23 protein-coding genes are annotated in these 26,205 nt (G+C 42.4%); 15 read left to right on the top strand and 8 right to left on the bottom strand.

Going from position 1 to position 26,205, the window contains the following annotated elements; translation table 11 throughout:
• Window positions 1-33 precede the first annotated feature (33 nt).
• From EGX73_RS00795 to EGX73_RS00785, 3 genes are read left to right on the top strand one after another with little or no spacing between them, the layout of a single operon-like run.
• Window positions 34-1,143 (top strand): SPASM domain-containing protein, encoded by a 1,110-nt coding sequence (locus tag EGX73_RS00795; RefSeq protein ID WP_003125904.1) that lies wholly within the window; start codon window positions 34-36, stop codon window positions 1,141-1,143.
• Window positions 1,140-1,916: a sulfite exporter TauE/SafE family protein gene (locus tag EGX73_RS00790; protein WP_003125907.1), complete on the top strand. Its 777-nt coding sequence runs from the start codon at window positions 1,140-1,142 to the stop codon at window positions 1,914-1,916. The genes EGX73_RS00795 and EGX73_RS00790 overlap by 4 nt, the downstream gene beginning before the upstream one ends.
• Before the next feature lie 16 nt (window positions 1,917-1,932).
• Window positions 1,933-2,787, top strand: coding sequence for a formylglycine-generating enzyme family protein (locus tag EGX73_RS00785; protein WP_003125909.1), 855 nt, complete (start codon window positions 1,933-1,935; stop codon window positions 2,785-2,787).
• A 165-nt stretch (window positions 2,788-2,952) separates the two neighbouring features.
• On the opposite strand, the gene EGX73_RS00780 is transcribed toward EGX73_RS00785, so the two are convergent.
• The 4 genes from EGX73_RS00780 to EGX73_RS00765 form a co-directional block, all read right to left on the bottom strand.
• Entirely contained in the window at window positions 2,953-3,786 is an 834-nt protein-coding gene (locus EGX73_RS00780; RefSeq protein ID WP_005470822.1) for a hypothetical protein, read from the bottom strand.
• 213 nt (window positions 3,787-3,999) lie between these two features.
• Entirely contained in the window at window positions 4,000-4,215 is a 216-nt protein-coding gene (locus tag EGX73_RS00775) for a DUF378 domain-containing protein (protein ID WP_003125912.1), read from the bottom strand.
• 90 nt (window positions 4,216-4,305) lie between these two features.
• Entirely contained in the window at window positions 4,306-4,641 is a 336-nt protein-coding gene (locus EGX73_RS00770; protein ID WP_003125913.1) for a YrhK family protein, read from the bottom strand.
• A gap of 25 nt (window positions 4,642-4,666) precedes the next feature.
• Window positions 4,667-5,800: an alcohol dehydrogenase catalytic domain-containing protein gene (locus EGX73_RS00765; protein ID WP_005470824.1), complete on the bottom strand. Its 1,134-nt coding sequence runs from the start codon at window positions 5,798-5,800 to the stop codon at window positions 4,667-4,669.
• Between the two features lie 315 nt (window positions 5,801-6,115).
• Between EGX73_RS00765 and EGX73_RS00760 the strand changes: the two genes are divergently transcribed.
• Window positions 6,116-6,388, top strand: a complete 273-nt coding sequence (locus tag EGX73_RS00760; protein WP_005470826.1) for a hypothetical protein — start codon at window positions 6,116-6,118, stop codon at window positions 6,386-6,388.
• A 31-nt stretch (window positions 6,389-6,419) separates the two neighbouring features.
• Here the strand turns inward: EGX73_RS00760 and EGX73_RS00755 are convergent, their stop codons facing one another.
• Complete coding sequence (locus tag EGX73_RS00755; RefSeq protein WP_005470828.1) at window positions 6,420-6,929, bottom strand: isochorismatase family cysteine hydrolase; 510 nt, start codon at window positions 6,927-6,929, stop codon at window positions 6,420-6,422.
• 295 nt (window positions 6,930-7,224) lie between these two features.
• Between EGX73_RS00755 and EGX73_RS00750 the strand changes: the two genes are divergently transcribed.
• From EGX73_RS00750 to EGX73_RS00735, 4 genes are all read left to right on the top strand, one after another.
• Window positions 7,225-8,550, top strand: coding sequence for an ABC transporter substrate-binding protein (locus tag EGX73_RS00750; protein WP_029486547.1), 1,326 nt, complete (start codon window positions 7,225-7,227; stop codon window positions 8,548-8,550).
• A gap of 122 nt (window positions 8,551-8,672) precedes the next feature.
• Complete coding sequence (locus EGX73_RS00745; RefSeq protein ID WP_003125918.1) at window positions 8,673-9,584, top strand: carbohydrate ABC transporter permease; 912 nt, start codon at window positions 8,673-8,675, stop codon at window positions 9,582-9,584.
• Window positions 9,585-9,624: 40 nt separating this feature from the next.
• Window positions 9,625-10,482 (top strand): carbohydrate ABC transporter permease, encoded by an 858-nt coding sequence (locus EGX73_RS00740; RefSeq protein WP_021150133.1) that lies wholly within the window; start codon window positions 9,625-9,627, stop codon window positions 10,480-10,482.
• Complete coding sequence (locus EGX73_RS00735) at window positions 10,479-11,102, top strand: DUF624 domain-containing protein (protein ID WP_029486549.1); 624 nt, start codon at window positions 10,479-10,481, stop codon at window positions 11,100-11,102. The genes EGX73_RS00740 and EGX73_RS00735 overlap by 4 nt, the downstream gene beginning before the upstream one ends.
• A gap of 104 nt (window positions 11,103-11,206) precedes the next feature.
• On the opposite strand, the gene EGX73_RS00730 is transcribed toward EGX73_RS00735, so the two are convergent.
• Window positions 11,207-12,391, bottom strand: coding sequence for an amidohydrolase (locus EGX73_RS00730; protein ID WP_005470841.1), 1,185 nt, complete (start codon window positions 12,389-12,391; stop codon window positions 11,207-11,209).
• Between the two features lie 164 nt (window positions 12,392-12,555).
• Here EGX73_RS00730 and EGX73_RS00725 point away from each other — a divergent pair, with 164 nt between their 5' ends.
• The 5 genes from EGX73_RS00725 (at window position 12,556) to EGX73_RS00705 (ending at window position 19,854) form a co-directional block, all read left to right on the top strand.
• Window positions 12,556-13,593, top strand: a complete 1,038-nt coding sequence (locus EGX73_RS00725) for a LacI family DNA-binding transcriptional regulator (RefSeq protein WP_029486550.1) — start codon at window positions 12,556-12,558, stop codon at window positions 13,591-13,593.
• A gap of 98 nt (window positions 13,594-13,691) precedes the next feature.
• Window positions 13,692-15,029, top strand: a complete 1,338-nt coding sequence (locus EGX73_RS00720; protein WP_029486551.1) for a PTS sugar transporter subunit IIC — start codon at window positions 13,692-13,694, stop codon at window positions 15,027-15,029.
• 52 nt (window positions 15,030-15,081) lie between these two features.
• A complete protein-coding gene (locus tag EGX73_RS00715; protein ID WP_003125927.1) occupies window positions 15,082-15,564 on the top strand; it encodes a hypothetical protein in 483 nt (160 codons plus the stop codon).
• Entirely contained in the window at window positions 15,561-17,789 is a 2,229-nt protein-coding gene (locus tag EGX73_RS00710; protein ID WP_029486553.1) for an alpha-galactosidase, read from the top strand. Before EGX73_RS00715 ends, EGX73_RS00710 begins: the two co-directional genes overlap by 4 nt.
• Window positions 17,790-17,793: 4 nt before the next feature.
• Window positions 17,794-19,854: a beta-galactosidase gene (locus EGX73_RS00705; protein WP_005470856.1), complete on the top strand. Its 2,061-nt coding sequence runs from the start codon at window positions 17,794-17,796 to the stop codon at window positions 19,852-19,854.
• A 26-nt stretch (window positions 19,855-19,880) separates the two neighbouring features.
• Here EGX73_RS00705 and EGX73_RS00700 read toward each other — a convergent pair whose 3' ends face one another.
• A complete protein-coding gene (locus EGX73_RS00700) occupies window positions 19,881-20,708 on the bottom strand; it encodes an NAD(P)H-hydrate dehydratase (RefSeq protein WP_029486556.1) in 828 nt (275 codons plus the stop codon).
• 170 nt (window positions 20,709-20,878) lie between these two features.
• Here EGX73_RS00700 and pepV point away from each other — a divergent pair, with 170 nt between their 5' ends.
• Complete coding sequence (gene pepV, locus EGX73_RS00695; protein ID WP_003125931.1) at window positions 20,879-22,303, top strand: dipeptidase PepV; 1,425 nt, start codon at window positions 20,879-20,881, stop codon at window positions 22,301-22,303.
• Between the two features lie 100 nt (window positions 22,304-22,403).
• Here pepV and EGX73_RS00690 read toward each other — a convergent pair whose 3' ends face one another.
• Window positions 22,404-23,138, bottom strand: a complete 735-nt coding sequence (locus EGX73_RS00690; RefSeq protein WP_003125932.1) for an NADPH-dependent oxidoreductase — start codon at window positions 23,136-23,138, stop codon at window positions 22,404-22,406.
• A gap of 348 nt (window positions 23,139-23,486) precedes the next feature.
• On the opposite strand from EGX73_RS00690, the gene EGX73_RS00685 reads away from it, so the two are divergent.
• Entirely contained in the window at window positions 23,487-26,144 is a 2,658-nt protein-coding gene (locus EGX73_RS00685; RefSeq protein ID WP_029486557.1) for a cation-translocating P-type ATPase, read from the top strand.
• Window positions 26,145-26,205 lie beyond the last annotated feature (61 nt).

Here is a 26,205-nt window from a genome sequence, read left to right as displayed (position 1 = left end):
TTCAAAAAGTTATTTAGAATCGAGGCTTCTACCATGAAACATATTTCAGTATTGATCAAACCCGCATCTTCCCTCTGCAATCTTCGCTGCAGCTACTGCTTTTATGCCAATGTCAGTTCCTTGCGGGAAGTCCGCTCGTTTGGCAAAATGAAAGAAGAAGTAACAGATAAAATGATCGAAAATATTTATGCAGACTTAGAAGACGGTGATCAATTGACATTAGCGTTTCAAGGTGGAGAGCCAACGATGGCGGGCCTCAATTATTTTCGAAAAGTGACCCAACTAGTGGATCAACAGCAAAAGCAGGTACAGGTCCATTATGCGATTCAAACGAACGGGACCATGATCAATGAAAAATGGTGTGCTTTTTTGAAAGAACATGATTTTTTGGTCGGTCTCTCAATCGATGGCCATCCGCTCTACCATGATTTGCATCGGGTCGATCCGAAAGGAAGAGGAACTTTTCAGCGAGTGCTGCAAACAAAGCAGCTGTTTGACCACTTTGAGATTGGCTACAATGTGCTTTGTGTCCTGACCAATCCATTGGCTAAAGAGGCTAAGAAAGTCTTTCGCTTTCTAAAAGAACAAAAAATCGATTTTGTCCAGTTTATTCCTTGTTTAGATGATTTAGATGCGAAAGAAAGAAATAGCTATGCCCTCACACCAAAACGTTTTGCGGGATTTTACCACCAGCTTTTGCAGTTATGGCTGCAAGAATTAGCGGAGGGGCATTATGTGAGTATCAAGCTTTTTGATGATCTTTTGAATTTATTGGTCAAGCAACAATTCACCGCCTGCGGGATCTTAGGAAACTGTCAAGTGCAATATGTCATTGAAGCAGATGGCAGTGTTTATCCTTGTGATTTCTATGTGTTAGATGACTATCGAATGGGGTATATTCAAGAACAGACCTTGCGTCAGTTATTTGAACAGGACATTGCAAAAACGTTTGTGTGTCAACGGCCCGAAATGCCAAAGAAATGTCTGAGTTGCCCGTTTCAAAAAATGTGTCGTGGCGGCTGCAAACGAATGAAAGATGCCATCTATGTGGATGGGGACTATTGCGGTTATCAGCAACTCTTGCAGGAATTTGTGCCGCAGATCAATCGGATTTTAGGTTTGTTACAGGGGGTAAGTGTGTGATTGGGTTCATTTATTTTATAGTGATCGTGTTGGCGAATACGGTTGGTGCCGTTTCAGGCATGGGGGGGGGCGTTCTGATCAAACCCATTTTTGATTTTATCGGCGCCCATTCTGTTGCGGCCATCTCGTTTTATTCTGCCGTAGCAGTCTTTACTATGTCGCTGGTTTCTACCGCAAGACAGTTGGCTAGCGGACATAAGATCAATTGGCAAATCGTCCTTTGGGTTTCAGGAGGCGCCATCTTAGGCGGTGTCTTGGGCAATGTCGCTTTTGATCAGCTGTTGCTGTTTTTCCAGAATGAAGACCATGTACAGATGGTGCAGATCTTTTTGACCGTCGTGACCTTGTTGTTTGCTTTCTTTTATACCAAATATGACTGGCCCGGATTCCAACTGAAAAATAACTTCTGGTATTGCTTCTGTGGTTTAGTCCTTGGTTTTCTAGCCAGTCTTCTAGGAATCGGCGGCGGACCGATCAATGTTTCTTTGCTGATGCTGATGTTTGCTTTGCCAATCAAAGAAGCGACAGTCTATTCGATTTGTACGATTTTTTTCTCTCAATTGGCGAAAATCGTGACGATTGCTGGGACCACTGGATTTGGCCTCTATGACTTAAAGATTTTGTGGTTTGTGATTCCAGCCGCGATTGTTGGCGGTTTGTTAGGGGCAAAAGTCAGCACTGTCCTCTCACCACAAAAAGTGACGCTGGTCTTCCAGACAGTCATCCTCTTGGTGCTAACCATCAATCTTTATAACGGCTATCAATTATTATAGAAAGAAGGCAGATGGGATGATCAAGATTCCTGCTGGAACGTATCGAATTGGCACGGATACAAAAGCTGGCTTTGAAGAGGACCAAGAAGGTCCCAAGATCCAAGTTGAGATGGCCTCTTTTGAAATCGATGAAACGACTGTTACCAATCAGATGTTTGAAGCATTTATTGCGGCAACAGGCTATGTGACGGAAGCAGAACAGTTTGGCTGGTCGTTTGTCTTTCATTATTTTCTTTCCGAAAAGACGAAACAGAGGAGCCAACTGATCCCCAATATGAGTTGGTGGTATGCGGTTGCGAGAGCAGACTGGCGACATCCTGAAGGTCCGGACTCATCGATTGAGCAACGGATGGATCATCCAGTCGTCCAAGTCTCGCGAAATGATGCGTTGGCATTTTGCCGCTGGGCAGATAAGCGGCTGCCAACAGAAGCTGAATGGGAGATTGCCGCGAAAGGTGGTACAGAGAATGACTTATATCCATGGGGGACAGATTTTTTAGCTGGAGAAGACTATCACTGCAACATCTGGCAAGGCGCGTTTCCCAAAGCAAATACGAAGGCAGACGGCTTTGCGAGTACTGCACCTGCTCGGTTTTATGAGCCGAATGGCTATGGACTTTATCAAGTCATTGGCAATGTGTGGGAATGGTGCAGCAATCCCGCAAGGATACCATTGGAACAATTTCGTTCATGGGACAGCCATTTTTTTGAGCAACGATTTCAGCAGGTGGATGATGCCATGTATGCGACACGGGGAGGGTCGTTCTTGTGTCATGAATCTTACTGCAAACGTTATCGGATCGCAGCCCGCAATGGAAACTCCGGGATGTCTGCGGCCAATAATTTAGGCTTTCGCTGTGCCAAAAGCTAGGCGTATCTGTGAATAATAATAAAAAAACTATCTAAAAAATCTTGATTGTCTCATTGCTTTTTTTAGCAAGTCGTCCTTTGATAGGAACAATCAGTGATCGCTTAGATAGTTTTTTGTTTAATTGCTGTCTTAATAAATGATGGAAGTAGGGCCTGTATTGACCGATTAATCCCATTGAGAAAGATAATTTCCTGAAAGATCATAAACCAGATTCAGTGCAGTATGTCCCCGAATATCATCGACACCGACCGTCCAAGTCCATTTGCCTTGAGAACCATTTAAGATCACGATACTAACTCCGGGATAATAATGGTCTAATTTCGCAACCCGTTTTTCCGTTTCTTTGATAACCTTGGGAATAACGCCCCAATCGATTTCATTATAAGCAATGGTCTCTTGAATAGGTAACTCGATCGTATCACTGTCTTTCTGCCATTTTTGTAAAAGATTTGTCGAATAATACCAGTATTCATCTTGTAGTTTAGTGGTAGGGTTGATGATTCGCGCGACTGCATAGACGCCGCTTTTCAAAGGAATGTTCCGAATGTGATAGCTATAACTGATGAGCTGAACCTCTTGATCTTTCAGCGCTTTTTTGTCGGTTAATTCAGCCATGATCGCGGAAGCAGAGGCTTCTTCTCTAAAAAAATTTCGGTCGAAGGGTAGCAAGGTTGTTAAAGCACCAAATGCTAACAAGATGCTAGGGAGAATGACCAATGTGCCGATCCAATAGAACAAAGCCCTTTTTCTTTTTCTGATACCAAAAAATAATGCCAAGACTATCATTAGTGCTATAACGAAGTACCAGAGTAGCGGAAGATAGCCGATCACTTGGTCGCGAGTTTCTACAACTGTGTACTCATCCAGTCCAAACCAGTTTTCGGCAATATTGATGTTCGTCAGTACAACGATCCCTAAGATTCCTGCAATGATGAGCAGGAGGATGAAATAAAAAAGCAGAGAAGGGAGAAGCTTGGAGTTACGTTTTTTATCAGTCATGGGTCACTTCCTTTGTCGGTTCATTGTGAATGAGCTGCTATTCCTAGTCCAGCCAAAATCTATTTATCTAAATTTTTTAATTCGCTGTTGACACTAATTATACAACAAATAAAAAAAGAGACAAAAGGCAATGCAAACAAAAAGATCTGATCCATAGAAAGTAGAGCAACTATGGATCAGATCATTCGTTTCTTGCTTTTTATTTATCAATGATTATCGGTTCACGTTGTCTTGACGAGCAATACCAACAAAGAACTTCAAGCAATAAATCGCGCAGATACCGACAATTACGTAAATGATTTTAGCGAATAATGTAGTTGATCCGCCCGCAATTGTTGCAACCAAGTCAAATTCAAATAGTCCAACCAATAACCAGTTTAGGCCGCCAACGATAAGTAGCGCTAAAGCTATACTGTCTAATACTTTCATTTTAGAATTCTCCTTTCTTTGTGCATATTTATAGTATATAGCATGTGTTTTGTTTTGGGAAAAATACTGCTTGAAGAAAATCGTCACTGTTTATTCACCATCATCGGATACTTCGATATTCTTTTCTTTCTCTCCATTTTGTTTCCGTTCATTGTAAATAAATACATGACGGACGATCTTCAACAATGGTCGGATCGTTAAGAAGATTGCTCCTATCAGATAGGCGATAGTTCCATAGATCGCAGGCAGATCTGTCAAGGACACGATACTTCCGAAAATATAAAATAAACCAGTCAAAATATCATTCGTTAGGGAAATCAGCAGATACCGGTTTTTGAAATAGACATGAAAACGGCGTCCTTTAATAATGACGTCTTCGTCTTTACCAAGTTCGATCTGATGTTCATTTCGTTTGATTTTTGGCACTGAGGGCGATCATCCTTTCTTTGCGTTAATTTGGCTTTAATACCACTTTGATGTTGTTATCTTCTTTTTTGTCAAAAATGTCATAAGCCGCAGCGGCTTCTTCTAAAGGCATGGTATGAGTGATGATCGGTGTTGGGTCGATCTCCTCTTTTTGGATCATTTCATAAATTTTTGGCATTAAGTGGATAACGGGTGCTTGTCCATGTTTCACTGCCACATTGCGCATGAAAAACTCTTGTAAAGGGTAGGACGATGCTGGAGTCATATAGACACCAGTAATTTGCACGGTACCAAATTTTTTGACCGCTTTCGCCGCCATTTGGATCGGTGAAATCGTACCACTTTGCAAGCTGACCAAATTTTTGGCTTTTTCTTTGACGGGTTCTAAACCATCCATACCGACGCAATCGATGATGACATCGGCGCCGCCTTTTGTTAATTCATACAAATCATCAGCGCTTGTCGCAAGGTCATCCAATTGGAAGGTCTCTACCTGATTGTAGCTTTGCGCCTTTTCCAGTCGATGGGAAACTGGATCGACCGCAATCACTCGTTTCGCACCAGCCATAACGGCGAACTTTTGGGCAAAAAGTCCTACAGGTCCTGAGCCAAGAATAATGACGGTATCGCCTTGTTTGACACCCGCATTTTGGACACTCCAGTAGGCAGTTGGCAAAATGTCTGATAGAAAAAGCACTTTTTCATCCGGGATCGCGGTATCTGGAACGACAAACGAAGTGAAATCAGCAAAGGGAACCCGTAAGAATTCTGCTTGTCCACCCCAATGATTGCCATTCAGCTTACCAAAGCCAAAGAGGCCACCATAAAGTTGATCAGAAGAGTTATCACATTGGCTCTCCATCTCATTTTGACAAAAATGACAATGTCCACAGCCAATATTAAAAGGGATGACAACACGGTCCCCTTTCTTCAATTTTTGAACTTGACTGCCGACTTCTTCAACGATCCCCATTGGTTCATGACCAACAACGTACCCTTCTTCTAGTACTGCACCACCGTGATGATACAAATGAAGATCAGAGCCGCAGATCGCTGTTGCTGTAATTCGAATAATCGCATCTGTTGGTTCAATGATCGTCGGATCACTCACATTTCGAACTTCCATTTTTTCTTTTCCTTGCCATGTTACTGCACGCATACTTGTTCCTCCTTTTATGAGATGTGACGGGAAAGGTTCCTGGTCGTGTGATTGACTGCCATTTCTTCTTTTGGGATGACAAAAAATTCGTGTTCTTAATAATTGTGCCGGGAAAAAATGCTTTTGACAAAAGAAACGCTCAAGGTTTACCAGCCGAATTTTTTGCAATCGGCAAGACAGTTGAAAACAGAATAGTTGATTTAACTAAACAAGCGTGACACTATAAAGGTGGATCGAAAACAGGATCGATGGGCTCATCCATCGAAGCGTATCCCCAATGAGGACTCACATAAAAGTAGAAAAGAGGAGAAAAACATGGATATTACGATTCGTGGAAAAGCATCTTGTGTGAATTGCAAGGAAAATTATGATGGCAAATTGATTGTTCATCTGCAAGAAGATGTAGATGGGAAGCTGAAAACAGTTCCGCCTCTAGAAGAAAACGAGTTACACTCAGATGAAATCGCTATTCATTATGATTATGGTGAAGTAAAAGATGCGATCGAAGGCACCTTTGTCTGTCCTGCATGTCAGACAACAAATGATGTCCGCATCGAGATACCGCAAGAATTACTGCATAATAACTAAAAAAGAAACGCCTGTGGTTGGCGTTTCTTTTTTAGTTATCTGTCCGATCAACCACTTCGACATTGAAGTCTTGTAAGATTTTCAATCCAGAAGACTCATGGTTTCTACCTGAAACTAGCTGTTGATTAATGAGAAAATCGGCTTCTGGAAAAGCACTCTGAATCTCGATCGTATTAGACAACACGCAGATGTTGGTTTCTACTCCGGTCACTTCGATATGTTTTTGTTCATTTTTATCATTGAAAAGTTGCTCCTTGATTTCCAAGAGAACTTCAGGTGGGATACTAAAGTAATATTTTTTTATTACTTTTTCATTCGGTAACGGTTGCAGTTCAGGAACGATCTGTAACGCTTCTTGTTCTTCATCAGGAGTATCTTTACAATCAATCGGGATATCTCTTGTAAAAAGGATATATTCACCTTCTGCACGAGCTTGTTGAAGCCGTTTTGCGATTCGCGTGATCAAAGCAGGGCTGTCAGAAATAAATGATTGACTATTTTCATCACGAATCTGATTCTGCATATCAATAACAACTAACATTGACGATTCCTTCTTTCTTTTTTTCATAAAACGTAGTTTTATTTTCATTGTTCTTTCTTAAGTGATAAAAAAATGAAAAAAGAGAACAATAGCTTAAGAAAAATCCTCTAAAACTATCATGCCTGAAAATAAATAAGATTTCAAAGAAAACGCTACAAAAAATCTCCGGATATGAAATTCGTTATTTTTTTTTGATAAAAAAACAATGCTTATTGTTTGCTCATTACTAAGAGTCATGATATTTTAAAATTACAACATTATAAAATAATGATAAAAATGAAAGCAGGGATAAAAGATGAAAAAGGCACTATCAATAGGGCTGTTGCTGTTTTCGACCGCATTGGTGACAGCGGCTTGCGGCAGTAATTCGGAAGACAAAAATACTGACGCATCGGGAAAACAGACAAGTGATGGGAAAATAACATTAGATTTTTGGTCTTTTTGGGGATCGGGGGCTCGCCAAGAAGTCATCGAAGAGATCATTGACGATTTTAATCAGTCACAAGATGAAATCGAAGTGAAATATAGTTACCAGCCTTGGGGAGATATTTGGACGAAGTCTCTCTCGGCAATCACTGCAGGAAATCCACCGGATGTTATTGTTCAAGACATCAATTCAGTCGCGCAGCGTGCAGAAGCACAGCAAGCAACGAACTTGAGCGAGTACGTTAAAGATGGCATGTCTGATGAATTTTATCCTCAATTATGGGATACGGTAGAATATGAAGGAGACCCTTATGCAATTCCTTTCAATACCGATACCCAAGTGATTTTTTATAACAAACAAATTTTCAAAGAAGCAGGGATCAGTGAAGATCAGTTACCCCAAACATGGGACGAACTTGAAACTGTTGCACACAAATTAGATGTCAAAAAAGGCGATGATTTTGAGCGTATCGGATTCTATCCTTTGTGGAACCTTGGCGCGGATGTTTGGGCATTGAACGCTGATAACGGTGTTAGTTGGTTTGACAAAGATGAAAAGGTTTCGATTGACACAGAAAATAAAGTGAAGGCTCTGGATTGGATTCTTGATTGGCAAGATTATTATGGGCAAGATACGATCAATCGTTTAGAAGCTGAGTTTGGCTCCGGTGTAGCAGATCCATTTATTTCTGGTTTGGTGGCCATGCGGGCACAGAATATCAATTATTACTCTAGCTTGATGGAAAATGCGCCAGATGACTTTGATTTTGGCGTCATCCAGATTCCAGAAAAAGAAAAAGGTTCTGGTCACTGGTCATGGGGTGGCGGCTTTGTCTTAGAAGTTCCTCAAGGAGCCAAAAATCCCGAAGCGTCCTACAAGTTTATCGAGTATCTTTCAACCCCAGAAGTTCAAGAAAAATTTGGTGAAAAGAGCTTTGATATTATGGCTAACCGAACAGCAAATGAAAATCTTGTCAAAAATGATCATTTAGATGAAAAAGGTCAAATGATCTATCAAATGGCAGATGAGAATTTTGCTAATACAGTAATCACTCCGGTACCATTGGATGCACCAGATTTCAGCAGTTTAGTCAATGAACAAATTGATCAAATTCTGCTAGGGAATAAAAAACCAGCAGAAGGATTAGCAGATGCTCAAAAAGCAGTGGAAGATCTTGTAGAACAAAATAAATAATAGATTGAGATAGGGAGTTGTGGCTAGCCGCATTCCCTTTTCTATCGTTACTGTTCTCATTGCATCCTTGCTATTTTGCTGAAAAAAGATGGCAGAAAACACTTTACTAAAGGAGGGGAATTATGAAAAAGAAACGATCGAGAAGCAAAAGACAAGATGCCCTCTGGGGATATTTGTTTGTAGCGCCGTTTTTGATTGGTTTCATGGTGTTCATGCTGGGCCCTATGTTATTCTCGTTTATCGGCAGCTTTACGGATTACAATCTAACGTCAAAAATGAATTTTATTGGTTTTGGAAACTTCAAACGAATGTTTACGCAAGATGCACTTTTTTGGAAATCACTTTATAATACAATTTATTTTGTACTCTTTAATGTCCCACTGACGACCTTATTCAGTGTCTTTCTAGCTACATTATTGAATCAAAAGATTAGAGGAATCAGCTTTTTTCGGACGACTTTTTATTTGCCAGCGATTTTATCCGGTGTGGCAGTATATGTGTTATGGATGCAGCTGCTGTCGCCTTCCGCTGGTTTGATTAATACTTTTTTAAGCTGGTTCAACATCAAAGGTCCGGCCTGGCTGTTTGATCCTGAATGGACCAAACCGGCATTGATCCTAATGAAAATTTGGAGCTCTGGGGGGGCGATGCTGCTGTACTTGGCGACATTGCAGAACATCCCCGGAACGCTTTATGAATCAGCAGAGATCGATGGTGCTGGTATGTGGGCTAAGTTTAAACATATTACGATTCCATTGATTACACCAATTATTTTTTATGATGTCATTACGTCGACAATCGGTTCTTTCCAAATCTTCCAAGAAGCCTATGTTATGACGAAAAACGGCACTGGTGGACCTGCCAATTCGCTCTTGTTCTATAATCTCCATATGTGGAACAAAGCGTTTGTAGCTTTTGATATGGGGTATGCAATGGCGATGTCGATGATCCTTTTCTTAATCGTATTAGTTTTAACATTTATCAATCTGAAATTAGCTCCTCGTTGGGTCCACTATGCAGGAGGACAAAACTGATGGCTTCAACAAAGTACACTATCTCAGGAGGGCTGACTGTATGCAGATGTACAAAATAAAGAGCAATTCTCAACAGCAGCGGATCAAAAAGTTAACGAGTTATTTAGTGATGACTGTGATTGGCATCGTTCTGATCATTCCGTTGCTGTGGATGGTATTCACCTCATTAAAGCCAATGGAAGAGATCGTCCGTTATCCACCAACGTTTTTTCCAGAAGAAATCAATTTCTCAAATTATCTTGATACGATCAATGCGTTTCCTTTTTGGCAATATGCAAAGAACACCTTGTTTATCACGGTGTTAGTTGTGTTCGGCAACGTGCTTTCAAACTCATTTATCGCTTATGGATTTGCCAAGTTGGATTTTCCAGGGAAAAACCTGATTTTTTCTCTGGTCCTTTCAACAATGATGATTCCAGGATTTGTGACGATGATTCCACAATACGTGCTGTTTTCTAAAATCGGCTGGGTAGGGACGTATCTGCCGCTGATCATTCCCTCATTTTTTGGGAATGCCTTCAATATCTTTCTGATGCGGCAATTTTACTTATCGATCAATAATGAACTGATTGAAGCGGCAAAAATGGATGGCGCCAATCATCTATATATCTGGAGCCATCTGATGATTCCTTTAACCAAACCTGCACTGATCACGATTGCCATCAATTCATTCAATGGTGCTTGGAATGACTTCTTAGGACCATTGCTGTATATTCAAAATCAAGAAAAATATACACTCCAAATCGGTTTGCAAGTTTTCCAAAATCAATCAACGACACAGTGGAACTATTTGATGGCGGGTGCAACACTGGTCTTATTACCAACGATCCTATTATTCTTTTTTGCACAACGCTACTTTATTGAGGGAATGGATCTGACGGGAGGAACCAAAGGATGAGAAAGATAGAGCCGCAGCGTTTATTCAATGGTCTGATCACTTGGATCAATTGGATGCCCAAATTGATTCTTCTACAATTTTTGTGGTTGGTTTGCTCATTGCCTTTTTTTACAGTGGCAACAGCGACAAGAAGTATGATTGCGGCGATTAAGCAGATCAAAGACACTCAAGAGAGGGCAGAACAAGAGAAAACGACGACGATTTTCTTTACGAAATTTTCTGAGCTGTGGCAACTGAATAAAAAGAAAGATATTGTATTCAGCTTTTATAGTCTTTTTCTTTTGATTGATCATTCCATTCTTAGTCGATTTCCACAACCGCTTTTTCAAGTCATGGCCACGATGCTGATCGTGATCTTCATGATCTGTAGCTTGATTTTTTTCTATCAGACGCTTTTAATGGGCGAAAAGAAGCAGCAAGTCAGCTTCTTTTATGCTTTTTATCAAGCCGGTCGCTCACCTAAACGAGTGTTGCTCCATCTTTTTTGGACGATTACGCTATTGTTGTTTTTTGGCTTCTTCGGTCCGGCGTACTTATTTTTGGTGGGAATGAGTGGTTGTTGTTTGATTCAGTTAATTATCTGTCCTGCTTCGATTACTTCAATCCAGATCTCTCATTAAAAAGAGTAGACATAAGTTGAGACAAAACGATACGATACCCTGCATGATGGGGACCGCCGTTTTGGGAACTTATGACTACTCTTTTTAACTGCATTGATTAGGAGCTAATCCATTAAATAAGCAATTGTAGCGGTACCGACCGCTTTGGCTGCAATCAAGAGACAGTCTTCATTCATCATGAAATCAGGACTGTGGTGAGGATGATTGAGATGATCTTCTGTCATACAACCGATATAAAAGAAAAGACTAGGTCGTTCTTGTGCATAGTAGGCGAAGTCTTCAGAGGGATCTTGAGGACCGCAATCAAAGATCTCCTTCACTTCAGGTAAGTGAGCTTCTTTGAGGGAATCAATCACTTGTATTGTAAAAGCTGGATCATTATAAAGAACCGGATAATTGTCATCATATTCAAGACTGGTTTCAACCGCAAAAGTTTGTGCTAGACCCTCTGCCATTCGCTGGATCTGTTGGTGAATCGTTTGACGTGTGGTTTCTTTCATCACACGAACATCTCCCTTTAGGGTCACAGTCTCTTTGATTGCATTAAAGGAACCACTCCCGTCAAAAGAACCAATCGTTAGACTTGCTGTGTCAAAAGGATCGATCCGACGAGAAACGATCGTCTGTAGTTGAGTAACGAAATAACTGCCTGCTACGATGGCATCATTTGCTAGTTGCGGCATGGAAGCATGACCACCTTTGCCACGAATGGTCAAAGTGAAATTTGCCCGTCCAGTTTGGGTTTCGCCAGAGTGGTAGCCAATCTTGCCTGTTTCCATTGAAGACATCACATGGACGCCAAGTACATGATCAATATCTGTTAAACAACCGTCGGCAATCATGCCTTTGGCACCGCCAGGAGATACTTCTTCAGCTGGTTGGTGGATGATGCGGATGCTTCCTTTTAACTGGTCTTTTAAGGTAATCAAATTCTTAGCCAAAACCATTAAATAGGCCGTATGCCCATCATGACCACAAGCATGCATCACACCAGGAACCTGAGATCGAAAAGGTAGCTGATTGTCTTCTTCTACAGCCAGAGCATCAAAGTCGGCCCTTAAAGCCAGCTGTTTTCCACATTGCTCACCGATGATATCAACGATCAGGCCATAGCCGTCGCCACATTCTGTGATTTGGCAGTCTAGTTTTTCATAGTAGGCTTTGATATAAGCGGCGGTTGCTTTTTCCTGAAATGAAAGCTCTGGGTGTTGATGTAAGTGCCGCCGAATCGCAATCATTTCCCCTTCGTCTTTTTCCAATTGCTGCATAAGTGTTGTTGTGATATTCATCTGAATCCCTCCTATTTCTACTTTTATCATACACGAAGCAACTATTTTTCTGCACGCGATAACCTAACCTGTTTTCTTGCGTAACAAGTAGGGATTGACAAAATCGCTGTTTCTCTCTATTCTTAAAAAGAGATTTAGTAAACAGTAAACAACGGGGTGGCAGAATGGCAAGTATGAGGGATATTGCAAAATTGGCAGGGGTTTCCGTCGCAAGTGTGTCGCGAATCTTAAACAATGATGAAACATTTAGTATCAACGAAAATACCCGCAAACGGGTGATCGAGATCGCCAACCAGCTGAATTATTCAAAAGACAAGAGCTTTTCGAGTTCGCGAGAAGCTGGCGATAAAAATACGATAGCAATCATTACACGGCATAACAGTGAATCGGAGCGTAATGATCCTTATTTTATGATGATTCGTAACGGAATAGAGAAAGAGGCAGCCAAATGGCGTTTAAAAACGGTTCGTGTCTTCTCGATGCGAGACCAAGACAAAGATCTGACTCAACTGGCAAAGTATGGTGCTGTCATCATCATTGGGGAAATGACGCAAGAGGCATTGCAAGAAATCAGCCGGTACAATCAACATATTATTTTGGTAGATAATTATAGTGAAAACGACGCCTATGATTGCATACAAACTGATTTTGCTCGAAAGACCCATCAAATTTTGGATATCTTAAAAGCAAAAGGACATGAGAACATAGCATTTATTGGTGGTGTTTCCAGTCGAGTAACGATCACAGGAGAAGTCGTTTATGATGAACAAGAAATTCGTGCAGAGAATTACAAAAATTGGATGCTGATGAACAAGCTGGAAGAATACAGTCATGTTTTTCAAGGAAAATGGTCTCCAGAGACTGGATTAGCTTTTGGCAGAAAAATCGCCGAGATGACCCCACGGCCGACAGCCATCATCGTTGCTAGTGATCCCATGGCAGTGGGGGTCTATAAAGCATTAAATGAACACGGATTGAAGATCCCAGAAGATATATCAGTGGTTAGTTTTGATGATATTCAAATGGCCCAGTTTATGACACCAGCGCTTTCTTCAGTCAAAATGAAAGCGGAAGAAATGGGTCAAATGAGTGTAGAGCTGGCGAAAAACAAATTATTGGGCGTTCGAACAATGCCAGTCCGAGTGATTTGTAAAAGTGAATTGATATTAAGAGAATCGATTGCCGATAAAAAAAGATCATGAAAAATGATCTTTTTTTTATTTTAGAGTTTTGTAAACATTAACTAAACAATTATACTGATTGTAGTAAACGTTTACAGACAAATTAAAGGAGATTAGTTATGAAATTTATTGATAAATTAGCAGAGAAGATGGTTCCTTTTGCCCAAATCATTGCCAATAATAAGTATTTATTGAGTCTGCGTGATGGCTTTATGGTTGCTTTTCCCGCGACAATGTTTGCTTCAATCATGATCATTATTCAAAATTTACCCGCTACCTTTGGCTTATCTGAGAAACTGCCCGCAGGACTGATGACCTTTTTGAATGATTTCTTTGGTCCTATCGGGAACGCAACCATGAGTATCACAGCGATTTTTGTTGTTTTCGGGATCGGCTATCAATTGGCAGGAAAATATGGCCAGCCAAAACTTTTTGCCGGAGCAATCTCATTGTCCTCTTTCTTAATGCTTTTGCCCTACGGTTCTTCCGATGACCTGGGAACAGTGATTCCCCTTTCAAAATTAGGTGCGGAAGGGATGTTCGTTGGGATCATCACAGCGATTATCGCTACACAAATTTATTGCAAGATCAGTGCTTCTGGGTTAACGATCAAAATGCCTGAATCGGTTCCGCCGATGATCGCTGAGTTTTTCCTTGCTATCATTCCAGGTGCTGCGCCATTGTTTTTATTTAATTTGATCCGTTACTTGTTTACATTCACGTCATGGGGCAATGCGGTCGACTTTGTCTACGAAATCTTACAGAAACCATTAATGGGCTTGGGGGGCACGTTGCCTGCAGTCTTGATTGCCGTTTTATTCACCCAATTCTTCTGGTGGTTTGGGATCCATGGCACACTGGTTGTTAACGCCGTGATTGATCCGATCATGAATGCATTGGCGATTGAAAACTACGAAGCCTATAAAGCAGGTGCAGAACAACTGCCTCATATCATCAATACAACCTTCATGGGCGTTTTTGTAAACCAAGGAATGCAATTAGGGATCTCGATTACGATGGCATTTTTTATTGCTCGTTCGATTCGGATGAAGAAGCTGATGAAGACAGTCATTGCACCATCTGTTTTCAATGTGTCAGAGCCAATGACATTCGGGTTGCCGATCGTATTGAACCCGATTGCTTTTGTTCCGTGGATTTTGGCCCCGCTTGCTAGTACGACGATTTCTTATTTTGCAATCGCTGCTGGTCTTGTGCCTCGCCCAATCGGAGCAACGGTAGTCTGGACGACACCGGTCTTCTTATCTGGCTGGCTGGGAACTGGCTCTGTAGCAGGTGCCATTCTACAATTGGTAACTGTTGCTGTGATGACATTGATTTGGGTGCCATTCCTAATCGTGATGGATCGTGGCTATTTGAAAGAAGAAAAAGAAGAGCTAGCCAAAGAAGCGCTCGCACAAACTGGCCCTGCCATCGACGAAAGAATCAAAGAAAGCTAAGCTTAGTATTCCGTTCTGTCAGCATGGCAACTGAAAAAATGGAGGATCGAAGATGCGAACAGATACATTGACCTATACTTATCAGATGCGTACAACGCCGGAACGATTCTATCAAGTGATGATCGCACAACAAGCGGCATTCTTTCGCTCAAAAGGAGCAGAAGAACCTTTCGGCGAGAACAGTCAAATTGATTTGATGATTCGCACAAAATCAGCGGCCACGCTGGTGCCAGCGGTGATGAAAGTCAAAAAAATCGCGCAAGATGAGGTTGCTTTGATAACAGCCTATGAACAAGGAAAAATCTGTCAAAGGTATCGCTTTGTTCCTAGGGGAGCAGAAAAGATTGAGGTTACGTATTCGGAACAGAATTCTTTTGATCGTTCCCGCAATACGTATAGTTTCATGCTGGCAGCATTATTCTATAAGTTCTTTTTTAACAAAGGGGTCAAAAAACGCATGCAGTATTTGGAAACTGCATGCCAGAAATATAATGAAATAGACGAGAATAAAGTTGAAATTAGAGGAAAAAAATGATTGAGATAATAACCGATACGCTTTTTCATTTATACAATGAAAAGATTAGTTATGTGATGCATGTTTTACCAAATCGACAATTAGGTCATCTGTACTTTGGTCCATCTTTGGGGCATTTGAGTGCCAATGACATGGACTATTTAACCAAAAAAGAAAATAAATCTGCCGGCACGGTCAAATTTTTTGAAAATGATGGCCTGTTTACGTTAGCAGATCGCTTTCAAGAGTTGCCAACCTATGGTTCTTCTGACTTTCGAGAAGGAGCCGTTACTATTTTTGCAGAAGACGTGCCTTTGTATGTGGATTTTAAAGTCGCAGAAGTCGAAACTTTCGCAGGAAAGGAACGAGAGCTGGCCAAACCGGCGAGTTTTGCCGAAAAAACAGAAAGCCAAAGCCTGCGAATAATGTTGATCGATGAGCAGCGGCAATTGAAAATGGAAATCACCTACACTATTTTTGCTGGTTTAGGCACGATTGCGCGCAATCAGCGGATCACCAATCTTGGCGCTGAGAAAAAACAACTTTCTTCGTTGATGAGCGGGGTACTGGAATTAAGAAATCAGCAATTTGAATTTGTTCACCTTTCTGGTGCTTGGCTAAAGGAACGCCAAATCAAAGCCACACCATTGACGCAAGGAACCTTTCGAGTGGGGTCTTTAAAAGGGGCCTCTGGGCATCAGCACAATCCCTTCGTGGCACTGAAGGCTGCCAATGCCACCAATGATCAGGGACGTGTCTATGGAGCAAATCTGATTTATTCAGGGAATTTTCTCGCTCAAGTCGAGATGGATGAGTGGGACAATGTCCGCTTGATGCTGGGGATTCATCCCGAACAGTTTTCTTGGACATTGCAGCAAGATGCAGTCTTTGAAGCCCCAGAATGTATATTGACATTTACCGATGAAGGGTTGAATGGGTTAGGGCAAGAGTCTGCTGCGTTTATTGAAAAGCACGTGATTGCCCCTTATTGGCAAAAACGGCCGCGGCCGATTGTCTTCAATAATTGGGAAGCAACTTATTTTGATTTTGACCAAGAGAAATTAGTAGCATTAGCAGCAGAAAGTCAGGCATTAGGAATGGAATGCTTCGTCTTAGATGATGGCTGGTTTGGTAAAAGAGACAACGATCGCAGTTCTTTAGGGGATTGGGTGCCAGATCCAGCGAAATTTCCTAATGGCATCGGTCATTTTGCAAAACAAATCCACGATCTAGGGTTGAAGTTAGGCGTTTGGTTTGAACCGGAAATGGTCTCTCCTGACAGCCAGCTTTATCAAAAACATCCCGATTGGGTGGTCCGACATCCTTATGAACGCATCTCTGTGGGACGCGGCCAGTATGTCTTAGATTTTGCCAATCCGGCAGTCGTGGAGGCGATCTTTGCTGCGATCAAAAAAGTCATCGTCGAAACGGATCTTGATTATATCAAGTGGGACATGAATCGGAATATCACAGAAGCTTATTCACCTTATTTAGCAGATGAAGGGATTCCCCAAACAGAATTCTTTCATCGCTATATTTTAGGGGTCTATGCCCTTTATCAGAAAATATTAACAGAATTTCCGGAGATTTTGATCGAAGGCTGTGCTGGCGGCGGCGGTCGTTATGATTTAGGGATCTTGTTTTACAGTCCTCAGATTTGGCCGAGTGACGACAGCGATGCCGTGGAACGACTACAAATTCAAACCGGCACATTACTTGGCTATCCGATGTCTTCATTCAGCAATCATGTCTCCGCTTGTCCCAATCATCAAGTGGGGCGCAATACGTCACTGGCATTTCGGCAATCGGTGGCTATGTTTGGCCCATTAGGCTACGAGTTGGATCTTTTCAGTTTATCAGCAGCTGAAAAACAAGCAATCAAAGAACAAATCATTTTCTATAAAGCTCATCGACAACTTCTGACTTATGGCGCCTTCTATCGGATGACCGATTTGAGCCAAAAAAATGAAGTTGTATGGGGAGTCTCTCATCAAGAGGAAGCACTGATTGCCTATTTTCGGATTCTTGCTGAAGCAAATCCTGCAGCGGAAGCTTTTATACCGGTACCGTTCATTGATCCGGATCGAAGCTATCTGCTGGAGAATGAGCAGTTGTCTGGCAAGGTTCTGAAGCAAATTGGACTGCGCAAACCGTACTTATTCAATGCTGTCAATCACCAAACGGCGCAAGTAACAGGAGATTTCCAGTCATTTGTTTATCAAATCAAAGCAATCAAAAAGGAGTAAAAAGATGACGAATTATTTCTTTGATCAGCGGTTCCTGCATGGTGGGGACTATAATCCCGATCAGTGGCTTGATTATCCGGAAATCCTAAAGAAGGATTTGGCGTATATGCAAAAAGCCCACGTCAATACGGTCACACTTGGGGTGTTTGCTTGGAGCGCTTTGGAGCCAACAGAAGGGGTCTATCAGTTTGACTGGCTTGATGAACAGTTTGATGCGATCCATGCTATGGGGGGCAATGTCATTTTGGCTACCCCCAGCGGTGGTCGTCCCCAGTGGTTGAGTCAGAAATATCCGGAAGTCAATCGCACCAATGCGTATGGACAAAAACATACCCATGGCTTTCGCCATAATCATTGCTATTCTTCACCAATCTATCGCGAAAAAGTGCGGCAGATCAACACAAAATTAGCTGAACGCTATGGCGACCATCCGGCACTAGCCATGTGGCACATGTCCAATGAGTATTCGGGGGAATGTTTTTGCGAATACTGCCAAGAAAATTGGCGTGACTGGTTAAAGAAAAAGTACAAAAACCTAGAAGCATTGAATCATGCGTGGTGGATGAGTTTCTGGGGCAATCGCTATTCCGATTGGGAACAAGTCTTGCCACCATCACCTTTAGGAGAACATAAAGTTCATGGGATGGATCTGGATTGGAAACGATTCGTCACTGATCAGACCATTGATTTTTATTTGAATGAGATTGTCCCTATTCGGGAACGAACCCCTGATATCCCAGTAACGACGAATTTTATGGCGGAAGGTCATGCCACACAGGATTTCATTCCTCTGGAAGGAATCGACTATGGCAAGTTTTCTCAGTATGTGGATGTGGTTAGTTGGGATAGTTATCCCGATTGGAACAATCGCTTTGAAGCAATCGCTACAACCGCTATGAAGTCTGCCTATGTCCATGATCAGTATTGGTCTTTGAAGAAACAACCCTTTTTAGTTATGGAATGTACCCCAAGTTATGTCAATTGGCACCAATACGACAAATCGAAGCGCCCCGGGGTCCATATTTTAAGTAGTATGCAGCAGTTAGCTCATGGGTCAGATAGTACCTTGTATTTCCAGTGGCGCCAATCTCGTGGCAATTCGGAGAAATTTCATGGCGCCGTTGTCAGTCATGATGATTCCACAAACAATCGAGTGTTTAAAGAAGTTGCTGAATATGGCGCTCGTCTCGAAAAAATCAGTGAAATCAAAGGAACCACTCGCAAGAAAGAAGTGGCGATTCTCTTTGACTGGGAAAGCAATTGGGCGTTGAAGCGCGGGGGAGGATTCGGCCGTCCTACGAGACGTTATCCCCAAACGTTGCAAGAGCATTATCAGGTTTTCTGGGAACAAGACATTCCGGTTGATATTCTGACTCCTGAGCAGGATTTTTCTGATTATCAATTAGTCATTGCGCCAATGCTATATATGATGACAGAAAAAACGATGCTAAAATTAACGAGCTATGTTGAAAAGGGTGGAATACTAGTATCCAGCTATTTCACAGGAATGGTCAATGAAACAGATTTGCTTTATATTGGCGGATTGCCTCAACCATTAAAGGCGCTCTTTGGCATTGAGGTATTAGAGCTTGAAACACTTTTAGAAGACGAACACAATCAGATTGATTTTCAAGATCAGCGATTTGTCACCAAAGACTATTCAGCAATCATTGACGTGTTGGATGCAGAAGTTTTAAGCCATTATCAGACAGATTTCTATCAAGGCACGCCTGCGGTTACGAAGAAGCCATTCGGTGCAGGGGCTTCGTATTATTTGGCTGCCCGAACGAACAGTGATTTCTTAGCTGCTTTTTATCAAAAGTTGATTGAAAAGTTGGGATTGAGAAGAACAGCGATTGCTGAAGCACTTCCTGAGGTGTCGATTCAAACGCGAGTTGGGACGCAACGAGACTATTCATTTATTATGAATTTTTCAGAGGAAGAACAGCAACTAGTATTGAAGCAGCCAGTAACCGATCTGGAAACCAATGAACATCTAGTAGGAGCAATCACGTTGGCACCCTATGAAGTCAGGATCGTATATCACCCCTCTGAAGTACACTAAGAAAAAAGGACCATTCGTTACGCCAATCAGCGCAACGAATGGTCCTTCATAAATTTAGGCAATGCTTCACTGATCTGTGTCGGCAAGACAACATAGTTCTCGGTAGCTAAATGTTCGCCAATCAAACTGTGGAGATAAACCGCTGCGTGGACCGTTTCTTCGGTTCGATCAAATTGTGCCAAAAAGCTGGTAATGATCCCGGCTAAGGTATCCCCGGTGCCGCCAGTGGCCATAGCTGGCGTTCCTAATGGGTTTTCGACGATTTCTGTGCCATAAATCTGGGTGCGATGGCTTTTTAAGACCACGATACTGGCTAATTTTTTTTGGAAGGCTGCGTTTTTCTCCGGTGTTTGCTCACTGATCTCAATGCCGCTTAATCGTTGCCACTCCATTTGATGAGGGGTAAATACGACGTGACTGGGGTAAGGAAAAGTCAATGGGTATTTCGCAGCTAAATTGATCGCTGACCCATCAACAACTAGCCATTGATGGCTTTTTTGTGCAGCGACGACTGTTTGCAATAGATTGAAACTGGTTTTGCCTTCGCCCATGCCTGGGCCAATCAATAGGACATCCGCAGATTCAGTGACTGTGCTGATAAGCTCAGTCTGGTCCCAAGAGACGAACATCGCTTCTGGCAGTCGCGCATGTAGCGCCGTACGATTGACAGGATCGGAGATCACCGTGGTTAGTCCAGTTCCGCCATAAACACTGGCTTGTGCCGCCATCAAGATTGCGCCTCCGTACTGTTGGTTACCGCCAATCACTACGGCACGGCCAAAGGTTCCTTTGTGACTTTCGACGGGGCGTTTGCGAATCACTGCTGCTAAAATAGTTTGCTCCAGTTGCTTCATACAATGACTCCTTTTCTGCTTCTTTCACTGGGCTCATTTTCTAGAATAAACCTATTGCTTTTATTATACTCGTTTTATGAAAGATATCGTCTGAAAATACACAATTTTTTTTCCTTTTTTTAGCTAAGAGTGTTATCATAAAAGGCGAGAAAAGAATTGGAGGGAATCGTATGACAATCGATTGGAAAAAAGAAGTCGAAGCGCGTAAAGACGATTTGCTAAATGACTTGATTGATCTTTTGAAAGTAAAAAGTGAACGAGAAGATGACAAGGTAACGGCAGATGCTCCGTTTGGACCTGGACCTCGTGATGCCTTGCTGCACATGTTGGCTTATGGGGAACGTGATGGTTTCGCTGTGAAAAATGTCGATAACTATGCTGGACATATCGAATTTGGTGAAGGAGACGAAACATTAGGGATCTTCGGCCACATGGATGTTGTCCCTGCTGGTGACGGTTGGGCGACAGATCCCTACGATCCTGTGATCAAAGACAATAAAATTTATGCTCGCGGATCTTCCGATGATAAAGGTCCTTCAATGGCTGCTTATTACGGAATGAAGATCATTAAAGAGTTAGGCTTGCCATTATCTAAAAAAATCCGCTTTGTCGTAGGATCTGATGAAGAAAGCGGCTGGGGTGATATGGATTACTATTTCGAGCATGAAGAAAAACCTGATTTTGGTTTCTCTCCCGATGCGGAATTCCCAATCATCAATGGCGAAAAAGGGAATGTAACATTAGGGCTTCATTTCCAAGGAAATAACGAAGGTGCTTATCAACTGCAACAATTCACTGCTGGTTTGCGGGAAAACATGGTACCAGGAACTGCGGTTGCAAAATTGACTGCCCCATCTACAGAAGCTGCATTAGAAATGGAAAAAGCTTTTTTTGATTATGTCGAAGGTCAACCAGTGACTGGCACCATCGAAACAGAAAATGAAGAAATTACCATTGAACTAGTCGGTAAAGGCGCCCATGGTGCAAGTCCTCAGTCTGGGATCAATGCGGGAACTTTCTTGGCAGTCTTTTTAGATAACTTTGCCTTTGGCGGCGGCGCAAGACAATTTATCCATACGGCGGCAGCTTATGTCCATGAAGATTTTTATGGTGAAAAATTAGGCGTGGCGCATGAAGATGAAAAAATGGGTAAACTAACCATGAATGCTGGTTTGTTTGCTTTTAAAGCTAATCAATCAGGTGTTCAAGCAGACAACTTTATTGCCTTGAATTTCCGCTACCCTCAAGGGGTAACTGCAGAAGGTCTGGAAATCGGCATTGAAAAAACCGTTGGCATGGAAGGCGCAACAGTGACTCGGAACGAGCGCAACATGGAGCCTCACTATGTGCCGATTGATGATCCATTGGTGAAAACATTGCTTGAAGTTTATGAAGAACATACTGGTCAAAAAGGCTATGAACAAATCATTGGCGGTGGCACTTATGGCCGTTTATTAAAACGTGGTGTCGCATATGGGGCGATGTTCCCAGGCTACACAGATACGATGCACCAAGCAAACGAATTTATGAGCTTGGATGATCTATTCAACGCGGCAGTGATTTATGCAGATGCCATCTACCGTTTGGCAAAATAAAACAACTCGAAACACCTCATGAAGAACTTCTTCATGAGGTGTTTTTTTGATGGAGACAGTCTAGCGACCGGTAAAAAGGAGCAGGTGCTTGTTTTCGCACTTACTGTGTCAAAAAGCCTTGCCTTTTCAAAAATTTTTCTACGTCCGGACGGCGAGGTTCTTGGAAAAAGCCAGTCATTTTGGTTTGCCAATCCGTTTTTTGTTGATTGCTTCTCCGATGGGCATAGTAGTCCGCGGTAGTTTCATTGTAGCGAGCAACGAGGTCTTCGGTCAGGGGCTGATAGTGGTCGACACTTAACACAGCGGATTGCGGTAAGCGAACTTTCGGCTCATTTTTCGTTGCGGGATAACCGATAGTCAACCCAAACAATGGCAGTGTATACGGGGGCAGCTCCGTGAGTTCAGTGATACGGAACAAGTCATTCCGGATTCCGCCAATGTAACAGATTCCCAGACCTTGGGTTTCTGCAAAGGCTGCCATATTTTGAGCAGCAATCGTGGTATCTACCACAGCAACTAGAAGGGCTTCCATATTCGACAACCCATCACTAGGCAAATTTGCTTGCTGCAACAATTGATGGTGTTTATATAAATCTGCTACGAACAGATAAAAGACACCCGTCTGTGTGATATAGTGGGGAGCACCGGCGATTTTCTCGATTTCTGCCAATCTTTTAGGATCTTTGATCTCGATGATTGAATAGGCTTGAACGAAATTTGAACTTGAACCGCTTTGTGCTACTTTGACAAGTTGTTGCTTCATTTCTGCTGATAAAGACTTTTTTTGGAAGTCTCTAACCGATGTGTGACTTGTAAAAAAATCAATGGTTTCCATTATTGTTCCTCCTCTGTCACGCTTGTTACGCTGTAGATTAGTGTAACAGAAAAAAGAAGCTTTTTTCAAAAAAATATATCTGAGAAAAGACAAATTTGTGCATAAAGGTTGCTATCTTCAAAAAATTTCGTTATGATGATTCTACATTCTGATAAACCCTTAGGGGAGTAACCAGTGGCTTCGGCTGCGATAATATCAACAGTAAGTAAACTGGCGACAGTTTTCTGGTATTATATGAAATGGTGAGACCTAAGACAAGCATCCACTTGTCTTAGGTCTCTTTTTTTCTAAAAAAGGACTCATGCAAGGGATAGCAACTATGAAGGAGAGAAATCATTGGCAAAAGAAATGTATCAAAAAGAAATCACAGAGGTTATGAACGAGGTAAACAGCAGTCCATCTGGATTGTCCCAGCAAGAAGCGGCAAAGCGCTTAGAAAATGGCTTGAATCAGCTGAAAGAAGCTCCCCAAAAATCAAGTTTGATACTCTTTTTAGAAACCTTCAAAGATGCGATGGTGATCGTTTTGCTGATCGTGGCTATCGTTCAGATGATCATGGGCGCCCATGTTGAATCGATTGTCATTTTTGCTGTTTTGCTACTGAATTCGGTTGTTAGTGTCATCCAAACGAAAAAAGCAGAAGGATCGTTAGATGCATTGAAAAGCCTCTCGGCACCCAATGCAAATGTCATCCGAGATGGAAAGGAACAAACGGTACCGGCAAAAGAATTGGTAGTGGGTGATATCGTTATTCTAGAAGCAGGGGACTATGTACCTGCTGATGGCCGTCTGATTGAAGAAGGGGCATTGAAAGTCGATGAAGGAATGCTGACCGGTGAATCGACACCTGCTGAAAAAGAACTTGGGGTTATTGACCGCACAGCGCCTATTGGAGACCGCGATAACATGGTCTTTAGTGGAACGATCGTGACTTACGGCCGTGGACGTTTCATTGTGACTGCCACAGGAAATGTGACAGAAATCGGGCAAGTCGCTGGTTTATTAGAAAACACAGTGGAACACAAGACGCCATTACAACGCGGGCTGGATCGCTTCAGCAAAAAATTGAGCTTGGCGATCCTCGTTCTTTCCTTGATTATTTTAGGTGTCCAAGTTGCTCGGCTATTTTTAGGTGATGGGTCTGGCGATATGACCGCCGATCTAGTCAACGCTTTTATGTTTGCAGTCGCTGTTGCGGTGGCTGCTATTCCTGAAGCACTCCAATCGATCGTTACGATTGTTTTATCGATCGGTACCAAACAAATGGCTCGTCAACATGCGATCATTCGTAAGTTGCCGGCAGTTGAAACACTAGGTTCTACTAGTATCGTTTGTACAGATAAAACAGGAACATTGACCCAAAATAAAATGACGGTCGTTGATTTTTATTTGCCAAATGGACAGACGGGTGAATTTTCTGAGAATCCTGCTGAATGGACAGTGCCTGAACGTCGCTTGATCGAGATCAGTGTGCTTGCAAATGATGCGGCAATCAGTCCCGAAGGAGCTAAACTAGGAGATCCCACAGAGATTGCCTTTCTTGATTATACAGAAAAATTGAATCAACCGTATCGTGAGATTCGTCAACAATACCCGCGATTACAAGAATTGCCTTTTGATTCCGATCGGAAATTGATGTCCACATTGCATACCATTGATTCGGAACAACTCCTTTTGACAAAAGGGGGACCGGATATTGTGATCGGAAGAAGTACAAAGGTTCTTATCAATGACGAAATCGTTCCACTGACTGAGGAAATCAAACATCAGTTGCAGCATCAAAATGAAGAATTCTCTAAACGAGCGCTGCGGGTTTTGGCTTTTGCTTATCGTCCGCTGACAGTGTCTGAAGACGAAGAACTGCATTTAGGTCTCGAAGAAGAGTTGATCTTTGTTGGTTTGATGGCGATGATTGATCCCCCTCGGAAGGAAGTCAAGCAAGCCGTGGCAGACGCGAAATCGGCTGGCATCAAAACAGTGATGATCACTGGTGACCACAAAACGACGGCTGTGGCCATTGCTCAGGAGATCGGGATTGCGCAAGAAGGTGACTTAGCATTGACCGGTACAGAGCTTGATGCACTGTCGGAAGAAGAACTGACGAATCAATTGGAGAAAATCACTGTCTACGCCCGCGTCTCTCCTGAGAATAAAATCCGCATTGTGCGAGCATGGCAAGATAAAGGGAAAATCTCTGCTATGACCGGTGATGGCGTAAATGATGCACCAGCATTGAAGCAAGCGGATATCGGGATTGCGATGGGGACCGGAACGGACGTTGCAAAAGATGCAGCAGCAATGGTCTTGACAGATGACAACTTTGCTTCAATTATTCGAGCGGTAGAAGTTGGCCGCAATGTGTTTGATAATATCAAAAAGGCGATTTCTTATCTTTTTGCTGGTAACCTCGGCGCGATTATCGCCATTGTGTTTGCTTTAGTAATGGGCTGGGACAATCCATTTACAGCCTTGCAATTGCTGTTTATCAACTTAGTGAATGATTCGCTTCCTGCTATCGCTTTAGGGATGGAAAAAGCGGAACCAACTATCATGCAAAGAGAACCTAGAAATCCTGATGCTGGCATCTTTTCTGGTAAAACGCTGATCTCAGTTACTTATCGTGGGATCTTGATTGCGGCAGTGGTGATTATAGCGCAATGGATCGGGATGAATCAATCGCCGGAGTTAGGTGTTGCAATGGCATTCTCAACTTTGATCTGGAGCCGTACATTACAAACATTGCCTGCTCGTTCCAATACAGAGACTGCTTGGCAAGCTGGATTGTTTGCGAATAAAATGGTTTGGCTGGCGATCGTGGTTTGTGGTCTGCTTTATAGTGTGACATTGCTACCTGGAATTCGGGAAGTCTTTGCGATTCCAGAAACCTTTACAATGAACCATGTTGGGTTAAGCATAGCTATGGCAGCTGGTGCTGTCTTGATGATGGAAATCACAAAACTGATTATTTTAGCGGTACAATCTCGAGGGAACAACACGAACTCATGATACTTGCGGGAGTGTTTTCGCTAATCAGATGAACAAAATAAGAACCGAAGGCGCAGCATGC

Origin of the sequence: Enterococcus sp. FDAARGOS_553 (assembly GCF_003812305.1) — a bacterium.
GTDB lineage: Bacteria > Bacillota > Bacilli > Lactobacillales > Enterococcaceae > Enterococcus_D > Enterococcus_D gallinarum.
The sequence above is the reverse complement of the archived record's forward strand: the minus strand, read 5'-3'. Positions and strand labels throughout refer to the sequence as shown.

What these genes read in the sequence shown, in the direction of transcription:
- EGX73_RS00725 (WP_029486550.1), top strand. Translation starts at nt 12,556, where the DNA reads ATGGCAAGTATGAGGGATATTGCAAAATTGGCAGGGGTTTCCGTCGCA.
- EGX73_RS00775 (WP_003125912.1), bottom strand. Translation starts at nt 4,215, where the DNA reads ATGAAAGTATTAGACAGTATAGCTTTAGCGCTACTTATCGTTGGCGGC.
- EGX73_RS00685 (WP_029486557.1), top strand. Translation starts at nt 23,487, where the DNA reads ATGTATCAAAAAGAAATCACAGAGGTTATGAACGAGGTAAACAGCAGT.
- EGX73_RS00715 (WP_003125927.1), top strand. Translation starts at nt 15,082, where the DNA reads ATGCGAACAGATACATTGACCTATACTTATCAGATGCGTACAACGCCG.
- EGX73_RS00700 (WP_029486556.1), bottom strand. Translation starts at nt 20,708, where the DNA reads ATGAAGCAACTGGAGCAAACTATTTTAGCAGCAGTGATTCGCAAACGC.
- EGX73_RS00765 (WP_005470824.1), bottom strand. Translation starts at nt 5,800, where the DNA reads ATGCGTGCAGTAACATGGCAAGGAAAAGAAAAAATGGAAGTTCGAAAT.
- EGX73_RS00690 (WP_003125932.1), bottom strand. Translation starts at nt 23,138, where the DNA reads ATGGAAACCATTGATTTTTTTACAAGTCACACATCGGTTAGAGACTTC.
- EGX73_RS00785 (WP_003125909.1), top strand. Translation starts at nt 1,933, where the DNA reads ATGATCAAGATTCCTGCTGGAACGTATCGAATTGGCACGGATACAAAA.
- pepV (WP_003125931.1), top strand. Translation starts at nt 20,879, where the DNA reads ATGACAATCGATTGGAAAAAAGAAGTCGAAGCGCGTAAAGACGATTTG.
- EGX73_RS00730 (WP_005470841.1), bottom strand. Translation starts at nt 12,391, where the DNA reads ATGAATATCACAACAACACTTATGCAGCAATTGGAAAAAGACGAAGGG.
- EGX73_RS00740 (WP_021150133.1), top strand. Translation starts at nt 9,625, where the DNA reads ATGCAGATGTACAAAATAAAGAGCAATTCTCAACAGCAGCGGATCAAA.
- EGX73_RS00710 (WP_029486553.1), top strand. Translation starts at nt 15,561, where the DNA reads ATGATTGAGATAATAACCGATACGCTTTTTCATTTATACAATGAAAAG.
- EGX73_RS00735 (WP_029486549.1), top strand. Translation starts at nt 10,479, where the DNA reads ATGAGAAAGATAGAGCCGCAGCGTTTATTCAATGGTCTGATCACTTGG.
- EGX73_RS00755 (WP_005470828.1), bottom strand. Translation starts at nt 6,929, where the DNA reads ATGTTAGTTGTTATTGATATGCAGAATCAGATTCGTGATGAAAATAGT.
- EGX73_RS00750 (WP_029486547.1), top strand. Translation starts at nt 7,225, where the DNA reads ATGAAAAAGGCACTATCAATAGGGCTGTTGCTGTTTTCGACCGCATTG.
- EGX73_RS00745 (WP_003125918.1), top strand. Translation starts at nt 8,673, where the DNA reads ATGAAAAAGAAACGATCGAGAAGCAAAAGACAAGATGCCCTCTGGGGA.
- EGX73_RS00780 (WP_005470822.1), bottom strand. Translation starts at nt 3,786, where the DNA reads ATGACTGATAAAAAACGTAACTCCAAGCTTCTCCCTTCTCTGCTTTTT.
- EGX73_RS00795 (WP_003125904.1), top strand. Translation starts at nt 34, where the DNA reads ATGAAACATATTTCAGTATTGATCAAACCCGCATCTTCCCTCTGCAAT.
- EGX73_RS00720 (WP_029486551.1), top strand. Translation starts at nt 13,692, where the DNA reads ATGAAATTTATTGATAAATTAGCAGAGAAGATGGTTCCTTTTGCCCAA.
- EGX73_RS00705 (WP_005470856.1), top strand. Translation starts at nt 17,794, where the DNA reads ATGACGAATTATTTCTTTGATCAGCGGTTCCTGCATGGTGGGGACTAT.
- EGX73_RS00760 (WP_005470826.1), top strand. Translation starts at nt 6,116, where the DNA reads ATGGATATTACGATTCGTGGAAAAGCATCTTGTGTGAATTGCAAGGAA.